Source organism: Variovorax sp. OAS795 (assembly GCF_040546685.1).
In the GTDB taxonomy this organism is placed as follows: domain Bacteria; phylum Pseudomonadota; class Gammaproteobacteria; order Burkholderiales; family Burkholderiaceae_C; genus Variovorax.
In genome coordinates, this window is the sequence record NZ_JBEPOH010000001.1 from 4156576 (window position 1) to 4175278 (window position 18703).

Annotated in this window: 24 protein-coding genes; 15 read left to right on the plus strand and 9 right to left on the minus strand. The window is 67.6% G+C overall.

Features of this window, described 5'->3' with window-relative positions; genetic code table 11:
* Positions 1-54: 54 nt before the first annotated feature.
* Together ABID97_RS20100 and ABID97_RS20105 are read right to left on the minus strand one after the other, a co-directional pair.
* Positions 55-507 (minus strand): DUF2846 domain-containing protein, encoded by a 453-nt coding sequence (locus ABID97_RS20100; protein WP_354400272.1) that lies wholly within the window; start codon positions 505-507, stop codon positions 55-57.
* The gene (locus tag ABID97_RS20105; protein WP_354400273.1) at positions 504-821 is read right to left on the minus strand and encodes a hypothetical protein; all 318 of its coding nucleotides are present in this window, start codon (positions 819-821) and stop codon (positions 504-506) included. The genes ABID97_RS20100 and ABID97_RS20105 overlap by 4 nt, the downstream gene beginning before the upstream one ends.
* A gap of 285 nt (positions 822-1106) precedes the next feature.
* On the opposite strand from ABID97_RS20105, the gene ABID97_RS20110 reads away from it, so the two are divergent.
* From ABID97_RS20110 to ABID97_RS20135, 6 genes are all read left to right on the plus strand, one after another.
* The gene (locus ABID97_RS20110) at positions 1107-2330 is read left to right on the plus strand and encodes an MFS transporter (protein WP_354400275.1); all 1224 of its coding nucleotides are present in this window, start codon (positions 1107-1109) and stop codon (positions 2328-2330) included.
* A gap of 22 nt (positions 2331-2352) precedes the next feature.
* A complete protein-coding gene (locus ABID97_RS20115) occupies positions 2353-2493 on the plus strand; it encodes a hypothetical protein (protein WP_354400276.1) in 141 nt (46 codons plus the stop codon).
* Complete coding sequence (locus ABID97_RS20120; protein ID WP_354400277.1) at positions 2493-3068, plus strand: class I SAM-dependent methyltransferase; 576 nt, start codon at positions 2493-2495, stop codon at positions 3066-3068. The genes ABID97_RS20115 and ABID97_RS20120 overlap by 1 nt, the downstream gene beginning before the upstream one ends.
* Positions 3069-3111: 43 nt before the next feature.
* Positions 3112-4038: a 4-hydroxy-tetrahydrodipicolinate synthase gene (gene dapA / locus ABID97_RS20125; protein ID WP_503012824.1), complete on the plus strand. Its 927-nt coding sequence runs from the start codon at positions 3112-3114 to the stop codon at positions 4036-4038.
* Between the two features lie 147 nt (positions 4039-4185).
* Complete coding sequence (gene bamC, locus ABID97_RS20130; protein WP_354400280.1) at positions 4186-5274, plus strand: NlpB/DapX family lipoprotein; 1089 nt, start codon at positions 4186-4188, stop codon at positions 5272-5274.
* Between the two features lie 5 nt (positions 5275-5279).
* Entirely contained in the window at positions 5280-6056 is a 777-nt protein-coding gene (locus tag ABID97_RS20135) for an MBL fold metallo-hydrolase (protein ID WP_354400281.1), read from the plus strand.
* Positions 6057-6152: 96 nt separating this feature from the next.
* Here ABID97_RS20135 and ABID97_RS20140 read toward each other — a convergent pair whose 3' ends face one another.
* The 3 genes from ABID97_RS20140 to ABID97_RS20150 form a co-directional block, all read right to left on the minus strand.
* A complete protein-coding gene (locus ABID97_RS20140; protein WP_354400283.1) occupies positions 6153-6422 on the minus strand; it encodes a hypothetical protein in 270 nt (89 codons plus the stop codon).
* Positions 6423-6515: 93 nt separating this feature from the next.
* The gene (locus ABID97_RS20145) at positions 6516-7031 is read right to left on the minus strand and encodes a hypothetical protein (RefSeq protein WP_354400285.1); all 516 of its coding nucleotides are present in this window, start codon (positions 7029-7031) and stop codon (positions 6516-6518) included.
* On the minus strand, positions 7021-8163 hold the full coding sequence (locus ABID97_RS20150; protein WP_354400286.1) for a JmjC domain-containing protein: 1143 nt from the start codon (positions 8161-8163) through the stop codon (positions 7021-7023). The genes ABID97_RS20145 and ABID97_RS20150 overlap by 11 nt, the downstream gene beginning before the upstream one ends.
* 14 nt (positions 8164-8177) lie before the next feature.
* Between ABID97_RS20150 and ABID97_RS20155 the strand changes: the two genes are divergently transcribed.
* Positions 8178-8702, plus strand: a complete 525-nt coding sequence (locus tag ABID97_RS20155; RefSeq protein WP_354400287.1) for an FKBP-type peptidyl-prolyl cis-trans isomerase — start codon at positions 8178-8180, stop codon at positions 8700-8702.
* Positions 8703-8793: 91 nt separating this feature from the next.
* Here ABID97_RS20155 and ABID97_RS20160 read toward each other — a convergent pair whose 3' ends face one another.
* The 4 genes from ABID97_RS20160 to coaBC all read right to left on the minus strand — a co-directional run bounded on the left by ABID97_RS20160 (position 8794) and on the right by coaBC (position 11575).
* The gene (locus ABID97_RS20160; protein WP_354400288.1) at positions 8794-9294 is read right to left on the minus strand and encodes a glycine zipper 2TM domain-containing protein; all 501 of its coding nucleotides are present in this window, start codon (positions 9292-9294) and stop codon (positions 8794-8796) included.
* A gap of 159 nt (positions 9295-9453) precedes the next feature.
* The gene (gene dut / locus ABID97_RS20165; RefSeq protein ID WP_145747256.1) at positions 9454-9900 is read right to left on the minus strand and encodes a dUTP diphosphatase; all 447 of its coding nucleotides are present in this window, start codon (positions 9898-9900) and stop codon (positions 9454-9456) included.
* 2 nt (positions 9901-9902) lie between these two features.
* Positions 9903-10352, minus strand: coding sequence for a hypothetical protein (locus tag ABID97_RS20170; RefSeq protein ID WP_354400290.1), 450 nt, complete (start codon positions 10350-10352; stop codon positions 9903-9905).
* On the minus strand, positions 10352-11575 hold the full coding sequence (coaBC, locus tag ABID97_RS20175) for a bifunctional phosphopantothenoylcysteine decarboxylase/phosphopantothenate--cysteine ligase CoaBC (RefSeq protein WP_354400292.1): 1224 nt from the start codon (positions 11573-11575) through the stop codon (positions 10352-10354). Before coaBC ends, ABID97_RS20170 begins: the two co-directional genes overlap by 1 nt.
* Positions 11576-11728: 153 nt before the next feature.
* On the opposite strand from coaBC, the gene pyrG reads away from it, so the two are divergent.
* From pyrG to ABID97_RS20215, 8 genes are all read left to right on the plus strand, one after another.
* A complete protein-coding gene (gene pyrG, locus ABID97_RS20180; RefSeq protein ID WP_354400293.1) occupies positions 11729-13408 on the plus strand; it encodes a CTP synthase in 1680 nt (559 codons plus the stop codon).
* Between the two features lie 55 nt (positions 13409-13463).
* Positions 13464-14321: a 3-deoxy-8-phosphooctulonate synthase gene (gene kdsA / locus ABID97_RS20185; RefSeq protein ID WP_055805303.1), complete on the plus strand. Its 858-nt coding sequence runs from the start codon at positions 13464-13466 to the stop codon at positions 14319-14321.
* Positions 14318-14608, plus strand: a complete 291-nt coding sequence (locus ABID97_RS20190; protein WP_354400294.1) for a DUF1330 domain-containing protein — start codon at positions 14318-14320, stop codon at positions 14606-14608. Before kdsA ends, ABID97_RS20190 begins: the two co-directional genes overlap by 4 nt.
* Before the next feature lie 41 nt (positions 14609-14649).
* On the plus strand, positions 14650-15933 hold the full coding sequence (eno, locus tag ABID97_RS20195) for a phosphopyruvate hydratase (RefSeq protein WP_055805298.1): 1284 nt from the start codon (positions 14650-14652) through the stop codon (positions 15931-15933).
* Positions 15934-15946: 13 nt separating this feature from the next.
* The gene (ftsB, locus tag ABID97_RS20200) at positions 15947-16225 is read left to right on the plus strand and encodes a cell division protein FtsB (RefSeq protein ID WP_354400297.1); all 279 of its coding nucleotides are present in this window, start codon (positions 15947-15949) and stop codon (positions 16223-16225) included.
* Positions 16226-16406: 181 nt separating this feature from the next.
* Positions 16407-17030: a nicotinamide riboside transporter PnuC gene (gene pnuC / locus ABID97_RS20205; protein WP_354400299.1), complete on the plus strand. Its 624-nt coding sequence runs from the start codon at positions 16407-16409 to the stop codon at positions 17028-17030.
* Positions 17027-17725 (plus strand): AAA family ATPase, encoded by a 699-nt coding sequence (locus ABID97_RS20210; protein WP_354401824.1) that lies wholly within the window; start codon positions 17027-17029, stop codon positions 17723-17725. Before pnuC ends, ABID97_RS20210 begins: the two co-directional genes overlap by 4 nt.
* Positions 17725-18702 carry a hypothetical protein gene (locus ABID97_RS20215; protein WP_354400301.1) on the plus strand — a complete coding sequence of 326 codons (978 nt, stop codon included), beginning with the start codon at positions 17725-17727 and terminating at the stop codon, positions 18700-18702. Before ABID97_RS20210 ends, ABID97_RS20215 begins: the two co-directional genes overlap by 1 nt.
* Position 18703 lies beyond the last annotated feature (1 nt).

Sequence of the window (18703 nt, forward strand, 5' to 3'; positions counted from 1 at the left end):
GTGAAATGGCCCGACCGCCGCAGTGTTGGCGGCCGGCCCTCCTATTGCTGTGCCTTACTTGGCGGCTGTAACCGTACCGGTATAGCTCAGCGAGCCGAGTTCGGCCTTGGCCTTTTCGGCGGATTCGAGCTCGATAACCACGCGGCCGACCAAAAGACCGAACGAGGGAGAAGTGCGAAGGTATTTGACTTCGTTTTCCGCAAGCGTGAAGCTAGCCGTCTTCTCGGTCTCGGTCGAGGAAGCCGCCACGTAGTTGCCAGCCGGCCGATCCACGTAGAAGAAGCCGCCAGGCTTGGACGTGCCCACGACGTCATTGTTCAGCCGGATTTCAGGCTGGACCGCGGCGCCGAACATCGACGCCGAGCGGAAGAAATAGATGCGCCCTTCGCCACCCTTGAGGCTGGGCATGGAGCTGGCCATATCCTGGTACTTGACGCCGCTTGCGCAGCCTGCAGCCAGAATGGTGATGGCCGCGATGGCGGCGAATTTCAGGACGGTTCTTCTCATGGTTGAGTTCCTTTTGGAAGCGGGACTGGGGCAGTCAGGGATGAGTAGCGCGCTTCGGCCGGCAGGTAGAAGCCTTGCAGCGCACTGTTGCGAACGACGAGCCAGGCCTCGTGAACCTGCTGGCCTTCGATGCTGAACACGATGTCGACGGGTCGATACACCAAGCCTTCGCTCACGCGACCGACCGAAACCCAATGGCTCTCGGCAGGAATCAGCCGGCTATAGCCGGTTTCGAGCCGAAGCGGCAAGGGGGCTGTGAAGTGCAGGTCAGGCGGCGAGTTCGCGCGCTCGGCGACTCCGATCTGGACGGGCACGGAGCGCACTGCGGGCGCGCAGCCGGCCAAGGTCGCGGCAAGTGCCACGAGCACGCACGCAGCATGACATCTTGTTCGGCTCATGGAAGCCCTCCCCAGTCGTTTGTATTTTCAGAAATGTAACCACGACTGGAACGGCCGACCGTGAGGTTCGCACGGTATTGAAGGGGTTCGTGCAATCTCACCGTTTTGATGCGCTTTGTGCATCAAACCTCGTCCCATAAATCATCAACGGCCAACGTGCCGCAGCCCTGCTGCCGTACGCAACTCGCTACATTCAACGCCATGCAAGCCTCCGCTCCCACTCTCTCGGTCAAGCAGGTACTGATCTGCGGCGCCATGATCGTCACGCTCTCGATGGGCATCCGCCACGGCTTCGGGCTCTGGCTGCAGCCGATCACGCAGGCGCAAGACTGGACCCGCCAGACTTTCTCGTTCGCGCTGGCCATCCAGAACCTGTCGTGGGGCATCTTCGGCGTGTTCGCGGGCATGCTGGCCGACCGCTTCGGGGCCTTCAGGGTCCTGGTCGGCGGCGCCGCGTTCTATGCGCTGGGGCTCCTGGGCATGGCGTATTCGCCCACCCCGCTCCTGTTCACGCTGAGCGCCGGCGTGCTGATCGGCGCGGCACAGGCGGGCACGACCTATGCGGTGGTCTACGGCGTCATCGGCCGGCAGATTCCGGCCGAGCGGCGCTCGTGGGCCATGGGCGTGGCGGCGGCGGCCGGCTCCTTCGGGCAATTCTTGATGGCGCCGATCGAAGGCAGGTTGATCGGCACCCTGGGCTGGCAGACCGCGCTGGCGGTGGTGGCGGTGCTGGTGCTGGTGATCGTGCCGCTGGCTTTCGGGCTGCGCGAACCCCAGCGCGGGGCACTGGCGGGGCACCGGGACCAATCGGTGCTGCAGGCCGTGGGCGAGGCCTTCCGCTATCCGAGCTTCGGCCTGCTGATGGCCGGGTATTTCGTCTGCGGCTTCCAGCTGGCGTTCATCGGCATCCACATGCCGACCTACCTGCGCGACCAGCGCCTGGCGGCCGACGTGGCGGGCTACGCGCTGGCGCTGATCGGGCTCTTCAACGTGTTCGGCACCTACACGGTGGGGCTGCTCGGGCAGAAGATGGCCAAGCGCAAGATCCTGGCGGCCATCTACTTCGCGCGGGCCGTGTCGATCGTGCTGTTCCTGCTGGTGCCGATCTCGCCGCTCAGCGTGTACGTTTTCTCTGCCGCCATGGGCTTTCTCTGGCTTTCGACGGTGCCCGCCACCAACGCGATCATCGCGGGGATCTTCGGGGTGGCGCACCTCTCGATGCTCAGCGGCTTCGTGTTCCTGAGCCACCAGGTGGGTTCGTTCATCGGCGTGTGGCTCGGCGGCTACCTGTACGACACCACCGGCAGCTACGACATCGTCTGGTACATCGCGATCGGCCTGGGCGTGTTCGCGGCGCTGATCAACCTGCCGGTGAAGGAAGGCGCCATTGCGCGCGGCGCCCAGCCGGCCGCGGTGCCGGGCTGAGTAGCGGAAAATGGCAGCCGACATGACTCCGCAGATTCGCCATCGCCTCGTGCACGCCGGCTGGCTCGCCGCCGCGCTGGCAGCGCTGGGCGGCGTTTTCGCGCTGTATGTCCACCCGAGCTTCCTGGTGACGCTGGTCGACATGGTCTGGTCCTGCTTCTGATGGCGGCGCCAGACATCGCGAGCCTCCACGCCGGCCTGGCGCCGTCGGAATGGATCGTTCGGTGGTCGCACCTGCTCGCGCCGGGGGCCACAGTGCTCGATGTGGCGTGCGGCCACGGCCGGCACATGCAGTGGTTCGCGGCGCGCGGGCATGCGGTCACGGGCGTCGATCGCGCCACCGAGGCCACGGAAGCCGCGAGCGCTTATGGACGCTGCCTGACCACCGACATCGAGTCCGGCCCCTGGCCGTTCACCGGCGAGACCTTCGGCGCGGTGGTCGTCACCAACTACCTGTGGCGGCCCCGCATGGCCGACATCGTGGCCGCGGTGGCGCCCGGCGGCGTGCTGCTCTACGAAACCTTCGCCGCGGGCAACGAAACCGTCGGCAAGCCCTCGCGCCCGGACTTCCTGCTGCAGCCCGGCGAACTGCTGGCGGCCTGCTCGGGGCTGCGCGTGGTGGCCTATGAAGACGGCTTCCTCGCCGAGCTGCCGCGCTTCGTACAGCGCATTGCCGCCGTGCGCGCCGGAGGGGCTGTCGCGGCCCAGCCGGCACGCCATCCGCTGCGGGCAAACTGACCCCGCCGGGGGGCCGGTTTCGGCCGACCCCGGAGTCAGTAGAATCGGCGCTTTCGTCCACCGACAGAGAGATTCCCCCTTGGAGCAACTGACAGGCAGCATCGTCGCTCTCGTCACGCCGATGCACGACGACGGCAGTGTCGACTATCCCGCCCTGCGCCGGCTGATCGACTGGCACATCGACGAAGGCACCGACTGCCTCGGCGTGGTCGGCACCACCGGCGAATCGCCCACGGTCGACGTGGAAGAACATTGCGAGATCATCCGCGTGGCGGTCGAGCAGGCCAAGGGCCGCGTGCCCGTGATGGCCGGCTGCGGCGCCAACTCGACCAAGGAAGCCATCGAGCTCGCGCGCTTCGCCAAGGGCGTGGGCGCCGATTCGCAGCTGCAGGTCGTGCCCTACTACAACAAGCCGACGCAAGAAGGCCAGTACCAGCACTTCAAGGCCATTGCCGAGGCCGTGGGCGACCTGCCCACCGTGCTCTACAACGTGCCCGGCCGCACCGTGGCCGATATGGCGCACGACACCGTGCTGCGCCTGGCGCAGGTGCCGGGCATCATCGGCATCAAGGAAGCCACCGGCAACATCGAGCGCGCGCAGTGGCTCATCCGCGACCTGCCCAAGGACTTTGCCGTGTATTCCGGCGACGACCCGACCGCCGTCGCCCTCATGCTCTGCGGCGGCCAGGGCAACATCAGCGTCACGGCCAACATCGCGCCGCGCAAGATGCACGAGCTGTGCGTGGCGGCCATCGCGGGCGACGTCCGGCGCGCCATGGAGATCCAGTTCGAGCTCATGCCGCTGCATCGCCACCTGTTCGTCGAGCCCAACCCGATCCCGCTCAAGTGGGCGATGTCCCGGCTCGGCCTTTGCGGCGGCACGCTGCGGCTGCCGCTCACCGAGCTGGCCGAACCGAACCGGCCCGTGGTCGAAGCCGCGCTGCGCGCCACCGGCCTGCTCAAGGGCTGAGCCGGTCCGCCGCTCCTCGCCACCACCCCCAACCTCTTTTTCGCCCGCCGCACCGAGGTCAAGCAACCTTTTGCCCGAACCGTGCTCAGAGAGTCGGGCAATGCGGCCCCTAGATTGACCGAACCCATTCCAACAAGGAAGACGACGTTGAAGAACCTTTCGCACATCTCGCGATTCGCACTGCTGGCCATCGTTGCCAGCCTCGCCGCCTGCTCCGTCCTCGAGAGCGACAAGATCGACTACAAGAGCGCCGGCAAGGCCCCCACGCTCGAGGTCCCGCCCGACCTGTCCCAGCTGTCGCGCGAAAACCGCTATGCGGTGCCGGGCGGCGCGGTCACGGCCAATGCCTACCAGGCCGGCGTGGCCAATGCACCCGGCGTGCCCACCGCGGTGGCCAACCTCGGCGACGTGCGCATGGAGCGCTCGGGCACGCAGCGCTGGATCATCGTCAACCGCTCGCCCGACCAGCTCTGGGACCCGGTGAAGGACTTCTGGCAGGAAAGCGGCTTTCTCCTGACCACCGAGCAGCGCAACCTCGGCATCATGGAAACCGACTGGGCCGAGAACCGCGCCAAGCTGCCGCAGGACATCATCCGCGGCACGCTGGGCAAGCTGGTCGACTCGGTCTACTCGACCGGCGAACTCGACCGCTTCCGCACCCGCCTGGAGCGCACGCCCACGGGCACCGAGATCTTCATCAGCCACCGCGGCATGCAGGAGGTCTACAACAACAGCCGCCAGGACCAGACCGTGTGGCAGCCGCGCCCGAGCGACCCTGAACTCGAAACCGAGTTCCTGCGCCGCCTGATGGTCAAGCTCGGCGTCTCGCAGGAGCAGTCGAAGATCATCGCCTCCACCAGCGCGCCGACCAAGACCGCAACGGTCGCTACCGTGGGCGGCCAGCCGGTCGTGCAGATCAGCGAGGGCTTCGACCGTGCATGGCGCCGCGTGGGCCTGGCGCTCGACCGCACCGGCTTCACCGTGGAAGACCGCGACCGCACCGCCGGCATCTACTTCGTGCGCTACGTGACGCCCAATCCTGACAAGAAGGAGCCCGGCTTCTTCGGCAAGCTGTTCGGCAGCTCGACCAAGAACGAGGCGCCGATCAAGTTCCGCATCCTCGTCAAGGGCCAGGGCGAAAGCACCACGGTCTCGGTACTGAACGAATCCGGCGCGCCCGAAACCTCGGCCAACGCACAGCGCATCGTCCAGGTCATTGCCGACGACCTGAAGTAAGCCGCATGCTCCGCTTCCGAAGCCTCGGCAGCGGCAGCACGGGCAACGCCGCGCTGGTCGAGGCGACCAGCGGCGGGCGCACTTCGAGGCTCCTGGTCGATTGCGGCTTCGGCTTGCGGCAGCTCGATGTGCGGCTGGCCAAGGCGGGGCTCGCGGCCAGCGACATCGACGCGGTCTTCGTCACCCACGAGCACGGCGACCACATCGGCTGCGCCCATTCGCTCTCGCGCCGCAACCGCATCCCCGTCTGGATGAGCGAGGGCACCTGGCTCGCCACCGGCGGACGGGATTTCGAGGGCCGGCTCAACCTGGCGCGCGACGATGCGGAGTTTGCGGTCGGCGACATCGCGGTGCAGCCCTTCACCGTGCCGCACGATGCACGCGAGCCGCTGCAGCTGCGCTGCTCCGACGGCGCCCGCACCCTGGGCGTGCTGACCGACCTGGGCCATGCCACCGCCCATGTGCTGGCCAGGCTCGCCGGCGTGCACGCGCTCCTGCTCGAGTTCAACCACGACAGCGATCTGCTGGCCAATTCGGCCTACCCCGCGTTCCTCAAGCTGCGCGTGGGAGGCAGGCACGGCCATCTTTCGAATGCCGCGGCCGCGGAGATCGCGCGGGCGGTGCGCCACGATGGCCTGCGCCACGTGGTCGCGGCCCATCTGAGCGAGCAGAACAACCGACCCGAGATCGTGCGGCGCCTGATGGCCGACGCGCTGGGCGGGCACGAGGCCGAGATGCTCACGGCCTCCGCATCGGACGGTTCACCCTGGCTGGACGTTTGAAGGCACGGCCGGCGCATCCAGCGGCCGACCATGCAAAAAGCCGCCTTCGAGGCGGCTTTTTTGCGGGGCGCTCGGACGCCCCATGCCGAAGCGGGCCTATTGCTTGGGCGCCTCGTTCTTCTTGGCGGCGTCCGTCGCGGCATTGGCCGCGTCCAGTGCCGAAGAAGCGCCCGGCGACGGTGTTGCAGCTGCGGGATCGCTCGTCGTCGGCGCAGGCGTGACCACTGGCGGCGGCGGTGCCGGCTCGGTCACCGGAGCGGGCGGTGGGGTCACAACCGCCGGCGCGGCATCCTCTTTCTTTCCGCAGGCCACGAGCGCGGCTGCGGCGATCAACGAAGCGAGCAGGACGGATGACGACTTCTTCATGGAAACTCCTTTGGCAATGGATGTCAGAACGAAAAAATTCTAGACCCGCATCACCGCCGGTTGATGTCTGCCGGCCTCATTCGCGGCATTGGCTTACAAGCCCAGCGTCGATGCCGGAAACGCCGGCCGTCCCGCACGCCACGACTCATCAATTGTTTCCCGAAGTTCGCGCCGCGCACGCGGATCGAAGCCGCACACGCCGCGGCTGCGCTCGGGATCGGTCCGCTGGGCAAACCAGGCGGGCGTCCAGATGGCGCTCGGAACCCCGGGGCTGCCGGCCGCCGGCCGGACCGCCCGGCACTCGACGATGTGGTCCCACATGCGCCGCCACGGCAAAAGCCGCGTATGGGCACGCTCGACGACGTCGAAGCGCTGCGCCAGCAACACGAAGCGGCGGCCGCTCGCCGACCAGGCTTGAAGCGCCTGGATGCTGGCCCGCTCGCCCAGCGGCCAGTCGGCAAAGTCGGGATCGCTGAGCACCAGTTCCTTCCAGCCCTGCCGCGCCGCGTTCTCGAGCGCGGCGCGCACGATGCCGTCGAAGGCCTCGCGGCCATCGAAGCGGCCTTCGGGGAGGCCCTGTTCAGCTGGCGCGGGCGTGTCACTCGGCATGCAACCACCCCGCTTCGCACCATTCGGCCAGCAGCGCGCGCGCACCCTCGCTCGCGCGCGACAGCTCGCGCGGACCCAGCGCGCGCCGGTCGGCCAGCCGCCGCATCAGCGTGGCATCGGCCCCGCCCGCGCGAAAACTCTCACCATTGATGTAGAGGTGCCGCGCGTCGTAGAGCATGCGCGTGCGCCGGTCGAGCGCCACCTGGTTCAACACGTCCGGCGCATCGGTGCCTTCGCCGAACCAGACATTGGCCTTGGGCTCCGTGAGCGATTCGCCGAGCGCCCGGTCGATCGCGTCGGGGTCGCGCAGCGCGGCCTCGACGGCCTTGCGCGCGAAGGCCTGCAGCGCGGCCGGCATGGCGGCCGGCGTGTCCACCGCGGGCTGCGAGGGATCGCGGTAGCGCGCCAGCTCGGCGGGTCCCGCGTCTTCGAGGGCTTCCGAATAGGCCTGCGCCATGCGCGCCAGCAGGTCGGCCCCAAGTTCGCCCGACGCCGACGACCTGAGGCCGATGGAGCAGGTCATGCAGTCGTCGCCGACCGCGACGCCGTCGTGCGCATAGCGCGGCGGCAGGTAGAGCATGTCGCCCGGCTCCAGCACGAAGCTTTGCTCGGGCTCGAAATTCTCGAGGATCTTGAGCGGCACGCCCTCTTGCAGGCGCAGGTCGCTCTGCCGGCCGATCGACCATCGCCGCGTGCCCTGCGCCTGCAGCAGGAACACGTCGTAGCTGTCGAAATGCGCACCCACGCCGCCCCGGTCGCTCGCATAGCTGATCATCAGGTCGTCCAGCCGCGCGTCGGGCAGGAAGCGGAACTGCTGCAGCAGCGCATGCACGCCCTCATGGTGCAGGTCGACGCCCTGCACCAGCAGGGTCCATTCGGGCTGTTTCAGCGGCGGCAGCGCGCGCCGCGCGAGCGGCCCCTGCCGAAGGGTCCAGCCGGCCTTGCCATGGCGGATCAGGCGCGATTCGACGTCCTCGCGCTCTGCCAGGGCAAACAGCGCGCCGCGCTCGATCGGTGGCACCATGGCGGGGATGGCCTGGCGCACCAGCAGCGGTTTTTTCTGCCAATACCGCCGCATGAACTGCGCGGCGCTCAGGCCGCCGAGCAACGGCAGCGGTTGTGTAGTCTCCATGGGAGAATTCTGCAATGGAAATCTCTGAACAATGCGTGGTCGGCCTGACCTGGACGATGAAAGACACTCTGGGCGAGGTGCTGGACGTGCTGGACGAACCGGTGGAATTCATGGTCGGGGGCGACGACCTCTTCGACGTGATCGAAGCCGCCCTGCAGGGCCATGAGCCCGGCGCCCGGGTGCAACTGCAGCTCGAGCCCGAGCAGGGCTTCGGCGACTTCAACGACCAGCTGCTCTTCCTGGAGCCGCGGTCGCTGTTTCCCGAAGGCACCGAGGAAGGCATGACCTTCGATGGCGCCGCGCTGCCCCAGGGCGTGAGCGACGCCATGCCCAAGGACGTGATCTACACCGTGGCCGAAATCTACCCCGAGCACCTGGTGCTCGACGGCAACCATCCGCTGGCGGGCATCGCGATCCGTCTCGACATCACGGTGCGGTCGGTGCGGGAAGCCACCGAGGAAGAAGTCGGCCGCGGCACGGCGGGCACGGCTTTCTTCCAGGTGCCGCCCACGGCGCCGGGCAACGACCTGCTGCACTGACCTCCGCACGCGAGAACGGCGGCGAACAACAACAAAAAAGCCGGGCAGATTGCCCGGCTTTTTGTTGCCTGCGACGGCCGCCCGCGGGCAGTTACATGCGCGAGATCTGGCCGTTGTCGATGCGCACGCGGTCTCCGATGCGCAGGTCGCCGGGGCTTTGCACGTCGAAGGCACGGTAGCCGCCGCGGTCGATCTGCACCGAGATGCGGTAGCTCTCGTAGGCGCGCGGGCCGTTGCGTTGTGCCTCGATGGTGTTGCCCAGCAGCGCGCCGCCCACGATGCCCAGCGCCGTGGCCGCGGCGCGGCCGCTGCCATGTCCGAACTGGTTGCCCACCACACCGCCAACCACACCCCCCGCCACGGCGCCGCCGCCGGTGGTGCCGGTGCCCCCGGTCTCGCTGCGCATCACTTCGATGTTGGCGACATGGCCGTATTCGACGTACGCCGCTTCCTGGTACGGAACGGCCTGGGGCGGCGCCTGGTAGGGATAGCGCGTGGTCTGGTAGACCGGCGCGGGAGCGACGCAGGCCGTGAGCGTGGCAATTGCCAGCGCACAAGCGCCGATGGAAATGAAGCGCGTTGAGATTTTCATGTTGAGGGCTCCTCGAAAGAATGGGTGCATCCGATGCACCAAGCCTGTGTCTAACGCCGCTTGCGGCAGCGGGATGACGCCAGACACACACCGAAGCGTAGGAGCAGGCCGCGAACTGAACGGTTCCGGGCTTTACCGGCCGGATACGAGCGCAACCGCTCAGTGCTTGCCCGTGGAGCCGTAGCCGCCCTCGCCGCGTTGCGAGGCTGCAAATTCCGTGACCACACGAAACTGCGCCTGCACCACGGGCACGATCACGAGCTGCGCGAGCCGCTCCATGGGCTGGAGCACGAAGGGCGTGTCGCTGCGGTTCCAGGCGCTGATCTTCAGTTCGCCCTGGTAGTCGCTGTCGATCAGGCCGACCAGGTTGCCCAGCACGATGCCGTGCTTGTGGCCGAGGCCAGACCTGGGGAGGATCAGCGCAGCATAGGCAGGGTCCGCCAGGTGGATCGCGATGCCGGTGCCCACGAGTTGCCACGCGTTGGGTTCGAGCGTGACCGGCGCATCGAGGCAGGCCCTGAGATCGAGCCCCGCGCTGCCGGGGGTGGCGTAGGCGGGCAATTGGTCCACCATGCGGGGATCGAGGATACGGACGTCTACTTTCACTTCTACTTGCCTTGCTTGTGTTGCTGTTCTCTTTGCTTGCGTGCGGCTTCCTCGAGCACCTGCTGCCACTTGGCGACGCCGGGCGACAGCTTGAAACCCTTGAGCTTGGTGGCGAGAAATACCGCCACACCGGCAATCAGTGCCAGCACGACCAAAGGCACGCCGGCCGACCATAGGGCCAGCAGGACCAGTGCCCCCACGGCGCCGATTGCCTTGAGCATCTTGGGCGGGAAGGCCTCGCTGCCCGGTGCGGAGACATCCCCGTTGGACGATTCACGGCGTTGGGCCGCGGCCTGTGCCGCACCCTGGGCGCCCGGCACCGGCGTGATGCCGACGTCGAGCCCATGGTCGCCTTCGTGCGCCGCCCGTTTCGGCAATGCGGCCTGGGCCGACAGCCGCTCCACGTAGCTGGCGAAGTCGCCGTTGGGCGGCGTGTTCCATTGGGGATTCATCAGACGCTCCAGTCAGGCAGCCGTGCGGCGATCTCGGTCATGAGTTCGCGCGCCAGGGTGAGCTTGGGCGCGCGCGGCAGTTCGCGCGTGCCCTTGGCGTCCACCAGCAGCAGCGCATTGTCGTCCTGACCGAATGTCAGCGGGCCGATGTTCCCCACCAGGAGCGGAATGCCCTTGCGCTCCCGCTTGGCCTTGGCATGCGCGGCGAGGTTCTCGCTCTCAGCCGCGAAGCCCACGCAGAACAGCTTGCGCGCCTGCGCGCGCTCGCTGCGGGCCACGGCCAGGAGGATGTCGGCGTTCTCGACAAAGTTCAGCACGGGCGTCTTGCCGCTGCCGTCCTTCTTGATCTTCTGTTCGCTGTGGGTCGCGGGCCGCCAGTCCGCCACGGCGGCGGTTGCTACGAAAATGCTAGCGAACTCGGCTGCGCGCAGGGTCGCCGCGAGCATGTCCGCGGCAGAAAGGACATCGATGCGGTTCACTCCGCGCGGCGTCGGCAGGTGCACCGGTCCGGCCACCAGCGTCACCTCGGCGCCGGCCTCGTGGGCGGCGCGTGCAATGGCAAAACCCATCTTTCCGGACGAATGGTTGGTGATGCCGCGGATCGGATCGAGCGGCTCGAAAGTCGGGCCCGCGGTCACGAGCATCCTGTGCCCGGCAAGCAGCTTGGGCGCGAAGAAAGAGGTGATGTCCTCGAGCAGTTGCGCGGGCTCCAGCATGCGGCCGTCGCCGGTCTCGCCGCAAGCCTGCCAGCCGCTGCCCACGCCCAGCACCGTGGCGCCGTCGGCCGCGACCTGCATCAGGTTGCGCTGCGTCGCGGGATGCGCCCACATTTCACGGTTCATGGCCGGCGCGATCAGGAGCGGCACGCGGTCCGTCGGACGGGCCAGGCACATCAGGCTCAGCAGGTCGTCCGCCCTTCCCTGCACCAGGCGCGCAATGAAGTCGGCGCTGCAGGGCGCGAGCACGATGGCATCGGCCTCGCGGCTCAGGTTGATGTGCGGCATGTTGTTGGGCTCGCGCGTGTCCCACTGCGAGGTGTAGACCGTGCGCCCCGAGAGCGCCTGCATCGTGACCGGCGTGATGAACTGCTCGGCCGCCTCGGTCATGACCACCTGCACCGTGGCGCCCGCCTTCACGAACAGGCGGCACAACTCGGCCGACTTGTAGCAGGCAATACCACCGGTAAGGCCCAGGACGATGTGTTTGCCGGCGAGATCTTGCATATCGACGAAGTGTAATGACACCGCCTGCATGCAGGGGGCGGCGCGCCACCCCCCGGCCCTGGAAGGACAAGCGCACGCGGCGTGCGGAGGGCAGGGGCGGGCCATATACAATCAGCATTTCCCACTGCCCGGTCCTTCGCGTCCGGAACTGGCATGACCAAATTTGTCTTCGTCACCGGTGGTGTCGTCTCTTCCCTTGGCAAGGGAATCGCCTCCGCCTCCCTCGCTGCGATCCTCGAATCGCGCGGCCTCAAAGTCACCCTCATCAAGCTGGATCCGTACATCAACGTCGATCCCGGCACGATGTCGCCCTTCCAGCATGGCGAAGTGTTCGTCACCGACGACGGCGCCGAGACCGACCTCGACCTCGGCCACTACGAGCGCTTCATCACCACGCGGATGCGCAAGGCCAACAACTTCACCACCGGCCAGATCTACAAGACCGTGCTGGAGAAAGAGCGCCGCGGCGACTACCTCGGCAAGACGGTGCAGGTGATCCCGCACATCACCAACGAGATCCAGGAATACATCAAGCGCGGCGCCGGGCTCGGCACCGCGCATGAAGTGGACGTGGCCATCGTCGAGATCGGCGGCACGGTGGGCGATATCGAATCGCTTCCGTTCCTGGAGGCCGTGCGCCAGATGAGCCTGCGCATGGGCCCCAATAACTCCGCCTTCGTGCACCTGAGCTACGTGCCCTGGATCGCCGCCGCCGGCGAGCTCAAGACCAAGCCCACGCAGCACACCGCCAAGGAACTGCGTGCCATCGGCATCCAGGCCGACGCGCTGCTGTGCCGCGCCGACCGCCCGATTCCCGACGACGAGCGCGCCAAGATCTCGCTGTTCTCGAACGTGCCCGAATGGGGCGTCATCTCCATGTGGGACGTCGACACCATCTACAAGGTGCCCCGCATGCTGCACGAGCAGGGCCTGGACGGCCTCATCTGCGACAAGCTGCGCATCAACACGCCGCCCGCCAAGCTGCAGCGCTGGGACGACCTGGTGTACGAGGTCGAGCATCCGCAGCAGGAAGTCAGCATCGCCATGGTCGGCAAGTACGTCGACCTGTCCGACAGCTACAAGTCGCTGAACGAGGCGCTGCGCCACGCCGGCATGAAGAACCATGCCCGCGTGAAGATCGACTACATCGACTCCGAAACCATCTCGGCGCAAGACGTGTCGCGGCTGGCCAAGTACGACGCCATCCTGGTGCCCGGCGGCTTCGGCCAGCGCGGTGTCGAGGGCAAGATCTCGGCCGCCCGCTTTGCGCGCGAAGGCAAGGTGCCCTACCTCGGCATCTGCCTGGGCATGCAGGTGGCCACCATCGAGTACGCGCGCCACGTGGCGGGCCTGAAGAACGCCAACAGCACCGAGTTCGACCCCGAGACGCCCTGCCCCGTGATCGCACTGATCACCGAGTGGAAGGACGCCGACGGCACCGTGAAGACGCGCAACGAAAAGTCCGACCTCGGCGGCACCATGCGCCTGGGCGCGCAGAGTTCCGACGTCGCGGCCGGCACGCTGGCCCACAGCATCTACGGCGACGTGGTGACCGAGCGCCATCGCCACCGCTACGAAGCCAACGTCAACTACCTGGACGAGCTTCGCACCGCGGGCCTCGTGATCTCCGCGCTGACGCAGCGCGAACACCTGACCGAAATCGTCGAGCTGCCGCAGGACGTGCACCCCTGGTACATGGGCGTGCAGTTCCACCCTGAATTCAAGTCGACACCGTGGAGCGGGCATCCGCTGTTCAACGCCTTCATCAAGGCCGCGATCGAGCACAAGGCGCGCAGCGCGGGCGGTGCAAAGAACCTGAAGGCCGTGGCATGAGCCGCCGGGCCGCTCCCAAGGCGAATGACGAAGTGCGCAGCACGGAGGCATCTCTATGAAACTTTGCGGATTCGACATCGGGCTGGACCAGCCCTTCTTCCTGATCGCCGGCCCCTGCGTGGTCGAATCCGAGCAGCTGCAGATGGACACGGCCGGCACGCTGAAGGAAATCACTTCCTCGCTCGGCATCCCGTTCATCTTCAAGAGCAGCTTCGACAAGGCCAACCGGTCCTCGGGCACCAGCTTTCGCGGCCCGGGCCGCGAGAAGGGCCTGGAGATCCTGGCCAAGGTGAAGCGCGAACTCGGCCTGCCGGTGCTGACCGACGTGCATACCGAGGACGACATCACCGAGGCCGCCAAGGTGGTCGACGTGCTGCAGACGCCCGCCTTCCTGTGCCGCCAGACCGACTTCATCCGCGCGGTGGCGCAGTCGGGCAAGCCGGTGAACATCAAGAAGGGCCAGTTCCTTGCGCCGCACGACATGAAGAACGTGATCGACAAGGCACGCGCGGCGGCCAAGGAAGCGGGTCTTCCCGAAGACAGCTTCATGGCCTGCGAACGCGGCGCCAGCTTTGGTTACAACAACCTCGTGTCCGACATGCGTTCGCTCGCGATCATGCGCGAGACTGGCGCACCCGTGGTGTTCGACGCCACGCACTCGGTGCAGCTGCCGGGCGGCCAGGGCACGAGCTCGGGCGGCCAGCGCGAAATGGTGCCGGTGCTGTCGCGCGCCGCGGTGGCCGTGGGCGTGGCCGGACTCTTCATGGAGACGCACCCCGACCCGGCCAAGGCGCTGAGCGACGGCCCCAACGCCGTGCCGCTCAAGCACATGAAGGCCCTGCTCGAGACGCTCGTGGCGCTCGACCGGGTCACGAAGAAAAACGCATTCCTGGAGGATGTCTTCCAATCATGAGCAGTGGCTACGTCATCGCCAACGTCGAGGTCACCAACCCGGCGCAGTACGAGGAATACAAGAAGTGGTCGAGCGCGGCCATGCAGGCGCACGGCGCCGAAGTGTGCACGCGCGGTGGCCAGGTCGAAGTGCTCGAGGGCGACTGGTCGCCTTTGCGCGTCGTCATCCTGAAATTCCCGAGCTTCGAGAAGGCCAAGGCCTTCTACGACACCCCCGAATACCTGAAGGCGCGCGAAGCGCGTGCCGGTGCCGCCGTCATGCGCATGATTGCGGTCGAAGGTGTTTGATCATCCCCATTCGAGACTGAACTGAAAAGAAAGAGAAACGCATGAGTGCAATCGTTGACATCGTCGGCCGCGAAATCCTCGACAGCCGCGGCAATCCCACCGTCGAGTGCGACGTGCTGCTCGAATCGGGCACCATGGGCCGCGCGGCCGTGCCCTCGGGCGCATCGACCGGCTCGCGCGAGGCCATCGAGCTGCGCGACGGCGACAAGAAGCGCTATCTCGGCAAGGGCGTGCTCAAGGCGGTGGAGAACATCAACACCGAGATCTCGGAATCCGTGCTCGGCCTGGATGCCAGCGAGCAGGCCTTCCTCGACCGCACGATGATCGACCTGGACGGCACCGACAACAAGGGCCGCCTGGGCGCCAACGCCACCCTCGCCGTGTCGATGGCCGTGGCCCGCGCCGCGGCCGAAGAGTCGGGCCTGCCGCTGTACCGCTACTTCGGCGGCATGGGCGGCATGCAGCTGCCGGTGCCGATGATGAACGTCATCAATGGCGGCGCGCACGCCAACAACAGCCTCGACCTGCAGGAGTTCATGATCATCCCCGTGGGCGCGCCGAGCTTCCGCGAGGCCGTGCGCTACGGCGCCGAGGTGTTCCACGCGCTCAAGAAGATCCTGGGCGACCGCGGCATCAGCACGGCGGTGGGCGACGAAGGCGGGTTCGCCCCCAGCGTGGAGAGCCATGAAGCGGCCATCCAGCTGATCCTCGAAGCCATCGACAAGGCAGGCTACGTGGCGGGCGAGCAGATTGCACTCGGCCTCGATTGCGCCGCCAGCGAGTTCTACAAGGACGGCAACTACGTGCTCTCCGGCGAGAACCTCACGCTGTCGGCCGGCAACTGGGCCGACATGCTGGCCACCTGGGTCGACAAGTACCCGATCATCAGCATCGAGGACGGCATGCACGAAGGCGACTGGGACGGCTGGAAGCTGCTCACCGACCGCCTGGGCAAGCGCGTGCAGCTGGTGGGCGACGACCTGTTCGTCACCAACACCAAGATCCTGCAGGAAGGCATCGACAAGGGCATTGCCAACTCGATCCTGATCAAGATCAACCAGATCGGCACGCTGACCGAGACCTTCGCCGCCATCGAGATGGCCAAGCGCGCGGGCTACACGGCCGTCATCTCGCACCGTTCGGGCGAGACCGAGGACAGCACCATCGCCGACATCGCGGTGGGCACCAATGCGGGCCAGATCAAGACCGGTTCGCTCTCCCGCTCGGACCGCATCGCCAAGTACAACCAGCTGCTGCGCATCGAAGAAGACCTCGGCGACATCGCCAGCTATCCCGGCCGCGGCGCCTTCTACAACCTGAAGTAGGCCAGCCGGCGGCATGCGCTCGCGCCTCGTTCCACCCATCGTGCTGTTGCTGCTGCTGGTCGTCCTGCAGTGGCAGCTGTGGAACGGGCGCGGCAGCGTGCGTGACGTGTCGCAGCTGCAGACCAAGCTTGCCGACCAGAAAGAGTCCAATGCCAAGGCCACGGTGACCAACGAGCGGCTGGCCTCCGAGGTCAACGACCTCAAGACCGGCCTCGAGATGGTCGAGGAGCGTGCCCGGCAGGAATTGGGCATGGTCAAGCCCAACGAAGTGTTCGTTCAAGTGACGCGCTGAATATGGCCCCCACGCTCGGCACTGCGTGTCCTCGCTGCCCCCCGAGGGGGCCGCTCGCGCCTTGGGGCGGCCCGGCGGCGCTCGATGCCCCCACGCTCGGCACTGCGTGTCCTCGCTGCCCCCCCGAGGGGGCCGCTCGCGCCTTGGGGCGGCCCGGCGGCGCTCGGCACCTGACGTCCTGATGCCCGAGTTCTTCTCGGCCCCCGCCTTCGCGCTCTGGGGCTCACCGGTCAGCTGGCTCGAGCTCGTGGCCGCCGTGCTGGCGCTTGCGATGGTCGGCTGCAACATGCGCGAGATCCACTGGGGCTGGCCGCTCGCGATCGTCAGTTCGCTGCTCTATGTGGCGGTGTTCGCCAAGGCGCGCATCTACGGCGACGCCTCGCTCCAGGTGTTTTTCGCGGTCGTCGCGCTCTGGGGCTGGTTCCAATGGCTGCGCGGGCACCGGGCCGATGGCAGCGCATTGCGGGTCAGCCGGCTGTCGCCGCGCGGCGTTGCGCTTGCCCTCCTGGCCTGCGCCGTGGCGTGGCCTGCGGTCGCCCTCTTCCTGCTTCGCTTCACCGACACCGACGTGCCCTGGTGGGACGGGTTCTCTACCGGCCTCAGCCTGGTCGGCCAGTTCCTGCTCGGCCGCAAGTTCATCGAGAACTGGCTCGTGTGGCTGGCGGTGAACACCGTAAGCGTGGGCCTGTTCATCCACAAGGGCCTGTGGCTCACGGTCGGGCTCTACGCAGTGTTCGCGGTGCTCAGCGTGGCGGGCTATCTTGCATGGCGCACGCGCATGCACGCCGGGGCCGCGCGCGCATGACGCCCGTGCTGCCGGCCGGCTGCGTCATTGCGCTGCTCGGTGCCGAGAGCACCGGCAAGACCGAACTCGCCCGCGCGCTCACGCAGCGCCTGCAGGAGCGCGGCATCGCCACCACGATGGTCGGCGAATACCTGCGCGAGTGGTGCGACCGCGAAGGCCGCACGCCGCGGCCCGAGGAGCAGCGCGCCATTGCCGACGAGCAGACGCGCCGCATCGATGCCGCGGCCGGCGCGGGGGTGGTGGTGGCCGACACCACGGCCCTCATGACCGCGGTCTACAGCGAGCTGCTGTTCGGCGACACTTCGCTGCATGCCGGCGCGCTGGCGGCGCAGGCGCGCTACGCCATCACGCTTCTGACCGCGCTCGACATCCCGTGGGTGGCCGATGCATTGCGCGACGGCGACCACGCGCGCGAGCCCACCGACGCGCTGGTGCGCGCGGCACTCGCGGGTGCCAGGCTTCCGTTCGCCGTGGTGCACGGCACCGGCGGCGAGCGGCTCTGCAGCGCGTGGAACGCCATCAATTCCATTGCCGCCAGCGAAGGCCGGCCCAGGGCGCGCGGCCGTGCCGATGCAAAACCTGCCCCGTGGTCATGGCCTTGCGAGAAGTGCTCCGATCCGGAATGCGAACATCGGCTTTTCAGCGACCTGATCGGACGCCGCGACAACCCGCCCATGCCCAGTTCGGAGACCTGATGTTCCCGCTTCGCTTCTCTCATTCCGCTGGCCGCGTCAGCCTCTTGCTTGCTGCGCTGCTCGCGGCCGGTGCCACCGCGGCCGCCCCGGTTGCGGCCACGGTGGAAAACGCCACCACGCCCACGGCCTGCGCCGAGGAGGACAACGTCTCGCTGGTGCTGCGCGGAGAAGGCATCCGGCGCATGCGCATCGAGGCGCTGCAGCCGCCCTACCTGGACAGCATCGGCAACGACACCACCGCACCCGACTTCTCGGGCTGCAACTTCGACGGCGGCGCCCACCCCACCGATCCCGCGCACAAGTTCAAGCCGCGCCGCGTGGTGCTGCTGGACGACCCGCAACTGCGCATCGTCGGCATGACCTTGCCGACCTTCTGGCGGCCGCAGCAGGTGCCGGTGCGCGTGGGTGCGCGCACGGACCGGGGCTTTCACATGCTGCAGATCTTCCGCAAGGAAGATGGCAAGGCGCTCGAAGCCCTGGTGCTCTATCCGGCCGACGGCTACTGGCGCATCAAGCCGCTGCCCGAAGAACGCTTCGGCGACGGGGTGTACGGCTCCTCGTTCCTGCTCGGGCCCGTCGAGCAGGGGGCCCGGCCGGTGGTCGACATCGCGTCGATCCGCATCGTGCCGCATCCGCTCGCCATCCACCTGCGCTTCGTCGGCGGCGGCAGCGCCGTGGCCAGGGTGTCGGAGATCAGCCGCACGCGCACCGCGCTCGACGTGCGGCTCTCGACGCCGACGGCCGGCGCGCGGCCCTTTGCGGTGCTGCGCTCGATGTACGTGACGCCCGACAACGCCGACGTGAGCGAGGTGCGGTGGCAGGCGTCGCCCGATGCCGCGGAGCAGGTACTGTCCCTGCCCGACGTGAAATCGCTCGACGCCACGCACGTGCGCTTCGGCCGCAACCTGCCCTCGCGCCACAACACCAGCGCGCCCGACATCGTGTTCGGCGACTTCGACGACCGGTTGGCGCGCTGAC

What these genes read in the sequence shown, in the direction of transcription:
- ABID97_RS20100 (WP_354400272.1), bottom strand. Translation starts at nt 507, where the DNA reads ATGAGAAGAACCGTCCTGAAATTCGCCGCCATCGCGGCCATCACCATT.
- ABID97_RS20110 (WP_354400275.1), top strand. Translation starts at nt 1,107, where the DNA reads ATGCAAGCCTCCGCTCCCACTCTCTCGGTCAAGCAGGTACTGATCTGC.
- ABID97_RS20115 (WP_354400276.1), top strand. Translation starts at nt 2,353, where the DNA reads ATGACTCCGCAGATTCGCCATCGCCTCGTGCACGCCGGCTGGCTCGCC.
- ABID97_RS20120 (WP_354400277.1), top strand. Translation starts at nt 2,493, where the DNA reads ATGGCGGCGCCAGACATCGCGAGCCTCCACGCCGGCCTGGCGCCGTCG.
- ABID97_RS20135 (WP_354400281.1), top strand. Translation starts at nt 5,280, where the DNA reads ATGCTCCGCTTCCGAAGCCTCGGCAGCGGCAGCACGGGCAACGCCGCG.
- ABID97_RS20140 (WP_354400283.1), bottom strand. Translation starts at nt 6,422, where the DNA reads ATGAAGAAGTCGTCATCCGTCCTGCTCGCTTCGTTGATCGCCGCAGCC.
- ABID97_RS20145 (WP_354400285.1), bottom strand. Translation starts at nt 7,031, where the DNA reads ATGCCGAGTGACACGCCCGCGCCAGCTGAACAGGGCCTCCCCGAAGGC.
- ABID97_RS20150 (WP_354400286.1), bottom strand. Translation starts at nt 8,163, where the DNA reads ATGGAGACTACACAACCGCTGCCGTTGCTCGGCGGCCTGAGCGCCGCG.
- ABID97_RS20155 (WP_354400287.1), top strand. Translation starts at nt 8,178, where the DNA reads ATGGAAATCTCTGAACAATGCGTGGTCGGCCTGACCTGGACGATGAAA.
- ABID97_RS20160 (WP_354400288.1), bottom strand. Translation starts at nt 9,294, where the DNA reads ATGAAAATCTCAACGCGCTTCATTTCCATCGGCGCTTGTGCGCTGGCA.
- ABID97_RS20170 (WP_354400290.1), bottom strand. Translation starts at nt 10,352, where the DNA reads ATGAATCCCCAATGGAACACGCCGCCCAACGGCGACTTCGCCAGCTAC.
- coaBC (WP_354400292.1), bottom strand. Translation starts at nt 11,575, where the DNA reads ATGCAAGATCTCGCCGGCAAACACATCGTCCTGGGCCTTACCGGTGGT.
- pyrG (WP_354400293.1), top strand. Translation starts at nt 11,729, where the DNA reads ATGACCAAATTTGTCTTCGTCACCGGTGGTGTCGTCTCTTCCCTTGGC.
- kdsA (WP_055805303.1), top strand. Translation starts at nt 13,464, where the DNA reads ATGAAACTTTGCGGATTCGACATCGGGCTGGACCAGCCCTTCTTCCTG.
- ABID97_RS20190 (WP_354400294.1), top strand. Translation starts at nt 14,318, where the DNA reads ATGAGCAGTGGCTACGTCATCGCCAACGTCGAGGTCACCAACCCGGCG.
- eno (WP_055805298.1), top strand. Translation starts at nt 14,650, where the DNA reads ATGAGTGCAATCGTTGACATCGTCGGCCGCGAAATCCTCGACAGCCGC.
- ftsB (WP_354400297.1), top strand. Translation starts at nt 15,947, where the DNA reads ATGCGCTCGCGCCTCGTTCCACCCATCGTGCTGTTGCTGCTGCTGGTC.
- pnuC (WP_354400299.1), top strand. Translation starts at nt 16,407, where the DNA reads ATGCCCGAGTTCTTCTCGGCCCCCGCCTTCGCGCTCTGGGGCTCACCG.
- ABID97_RS20210 (WP_354401824.1), top strand. Translation starts at nt 17,027, where the DNA reads ATGACGCCCGTGCTGCCGGCCGGCTGCGTCATTGCGCTGCTCGGTGCC.
- ABID97_RS20215 (WP_354400301.1), top strand. Translation starts at nt 17,725, where the DNA reads ATGTTCCCGCTTCGCTTCTCTCATTCCGCTGGCCGCGTCAGCCTCTTG.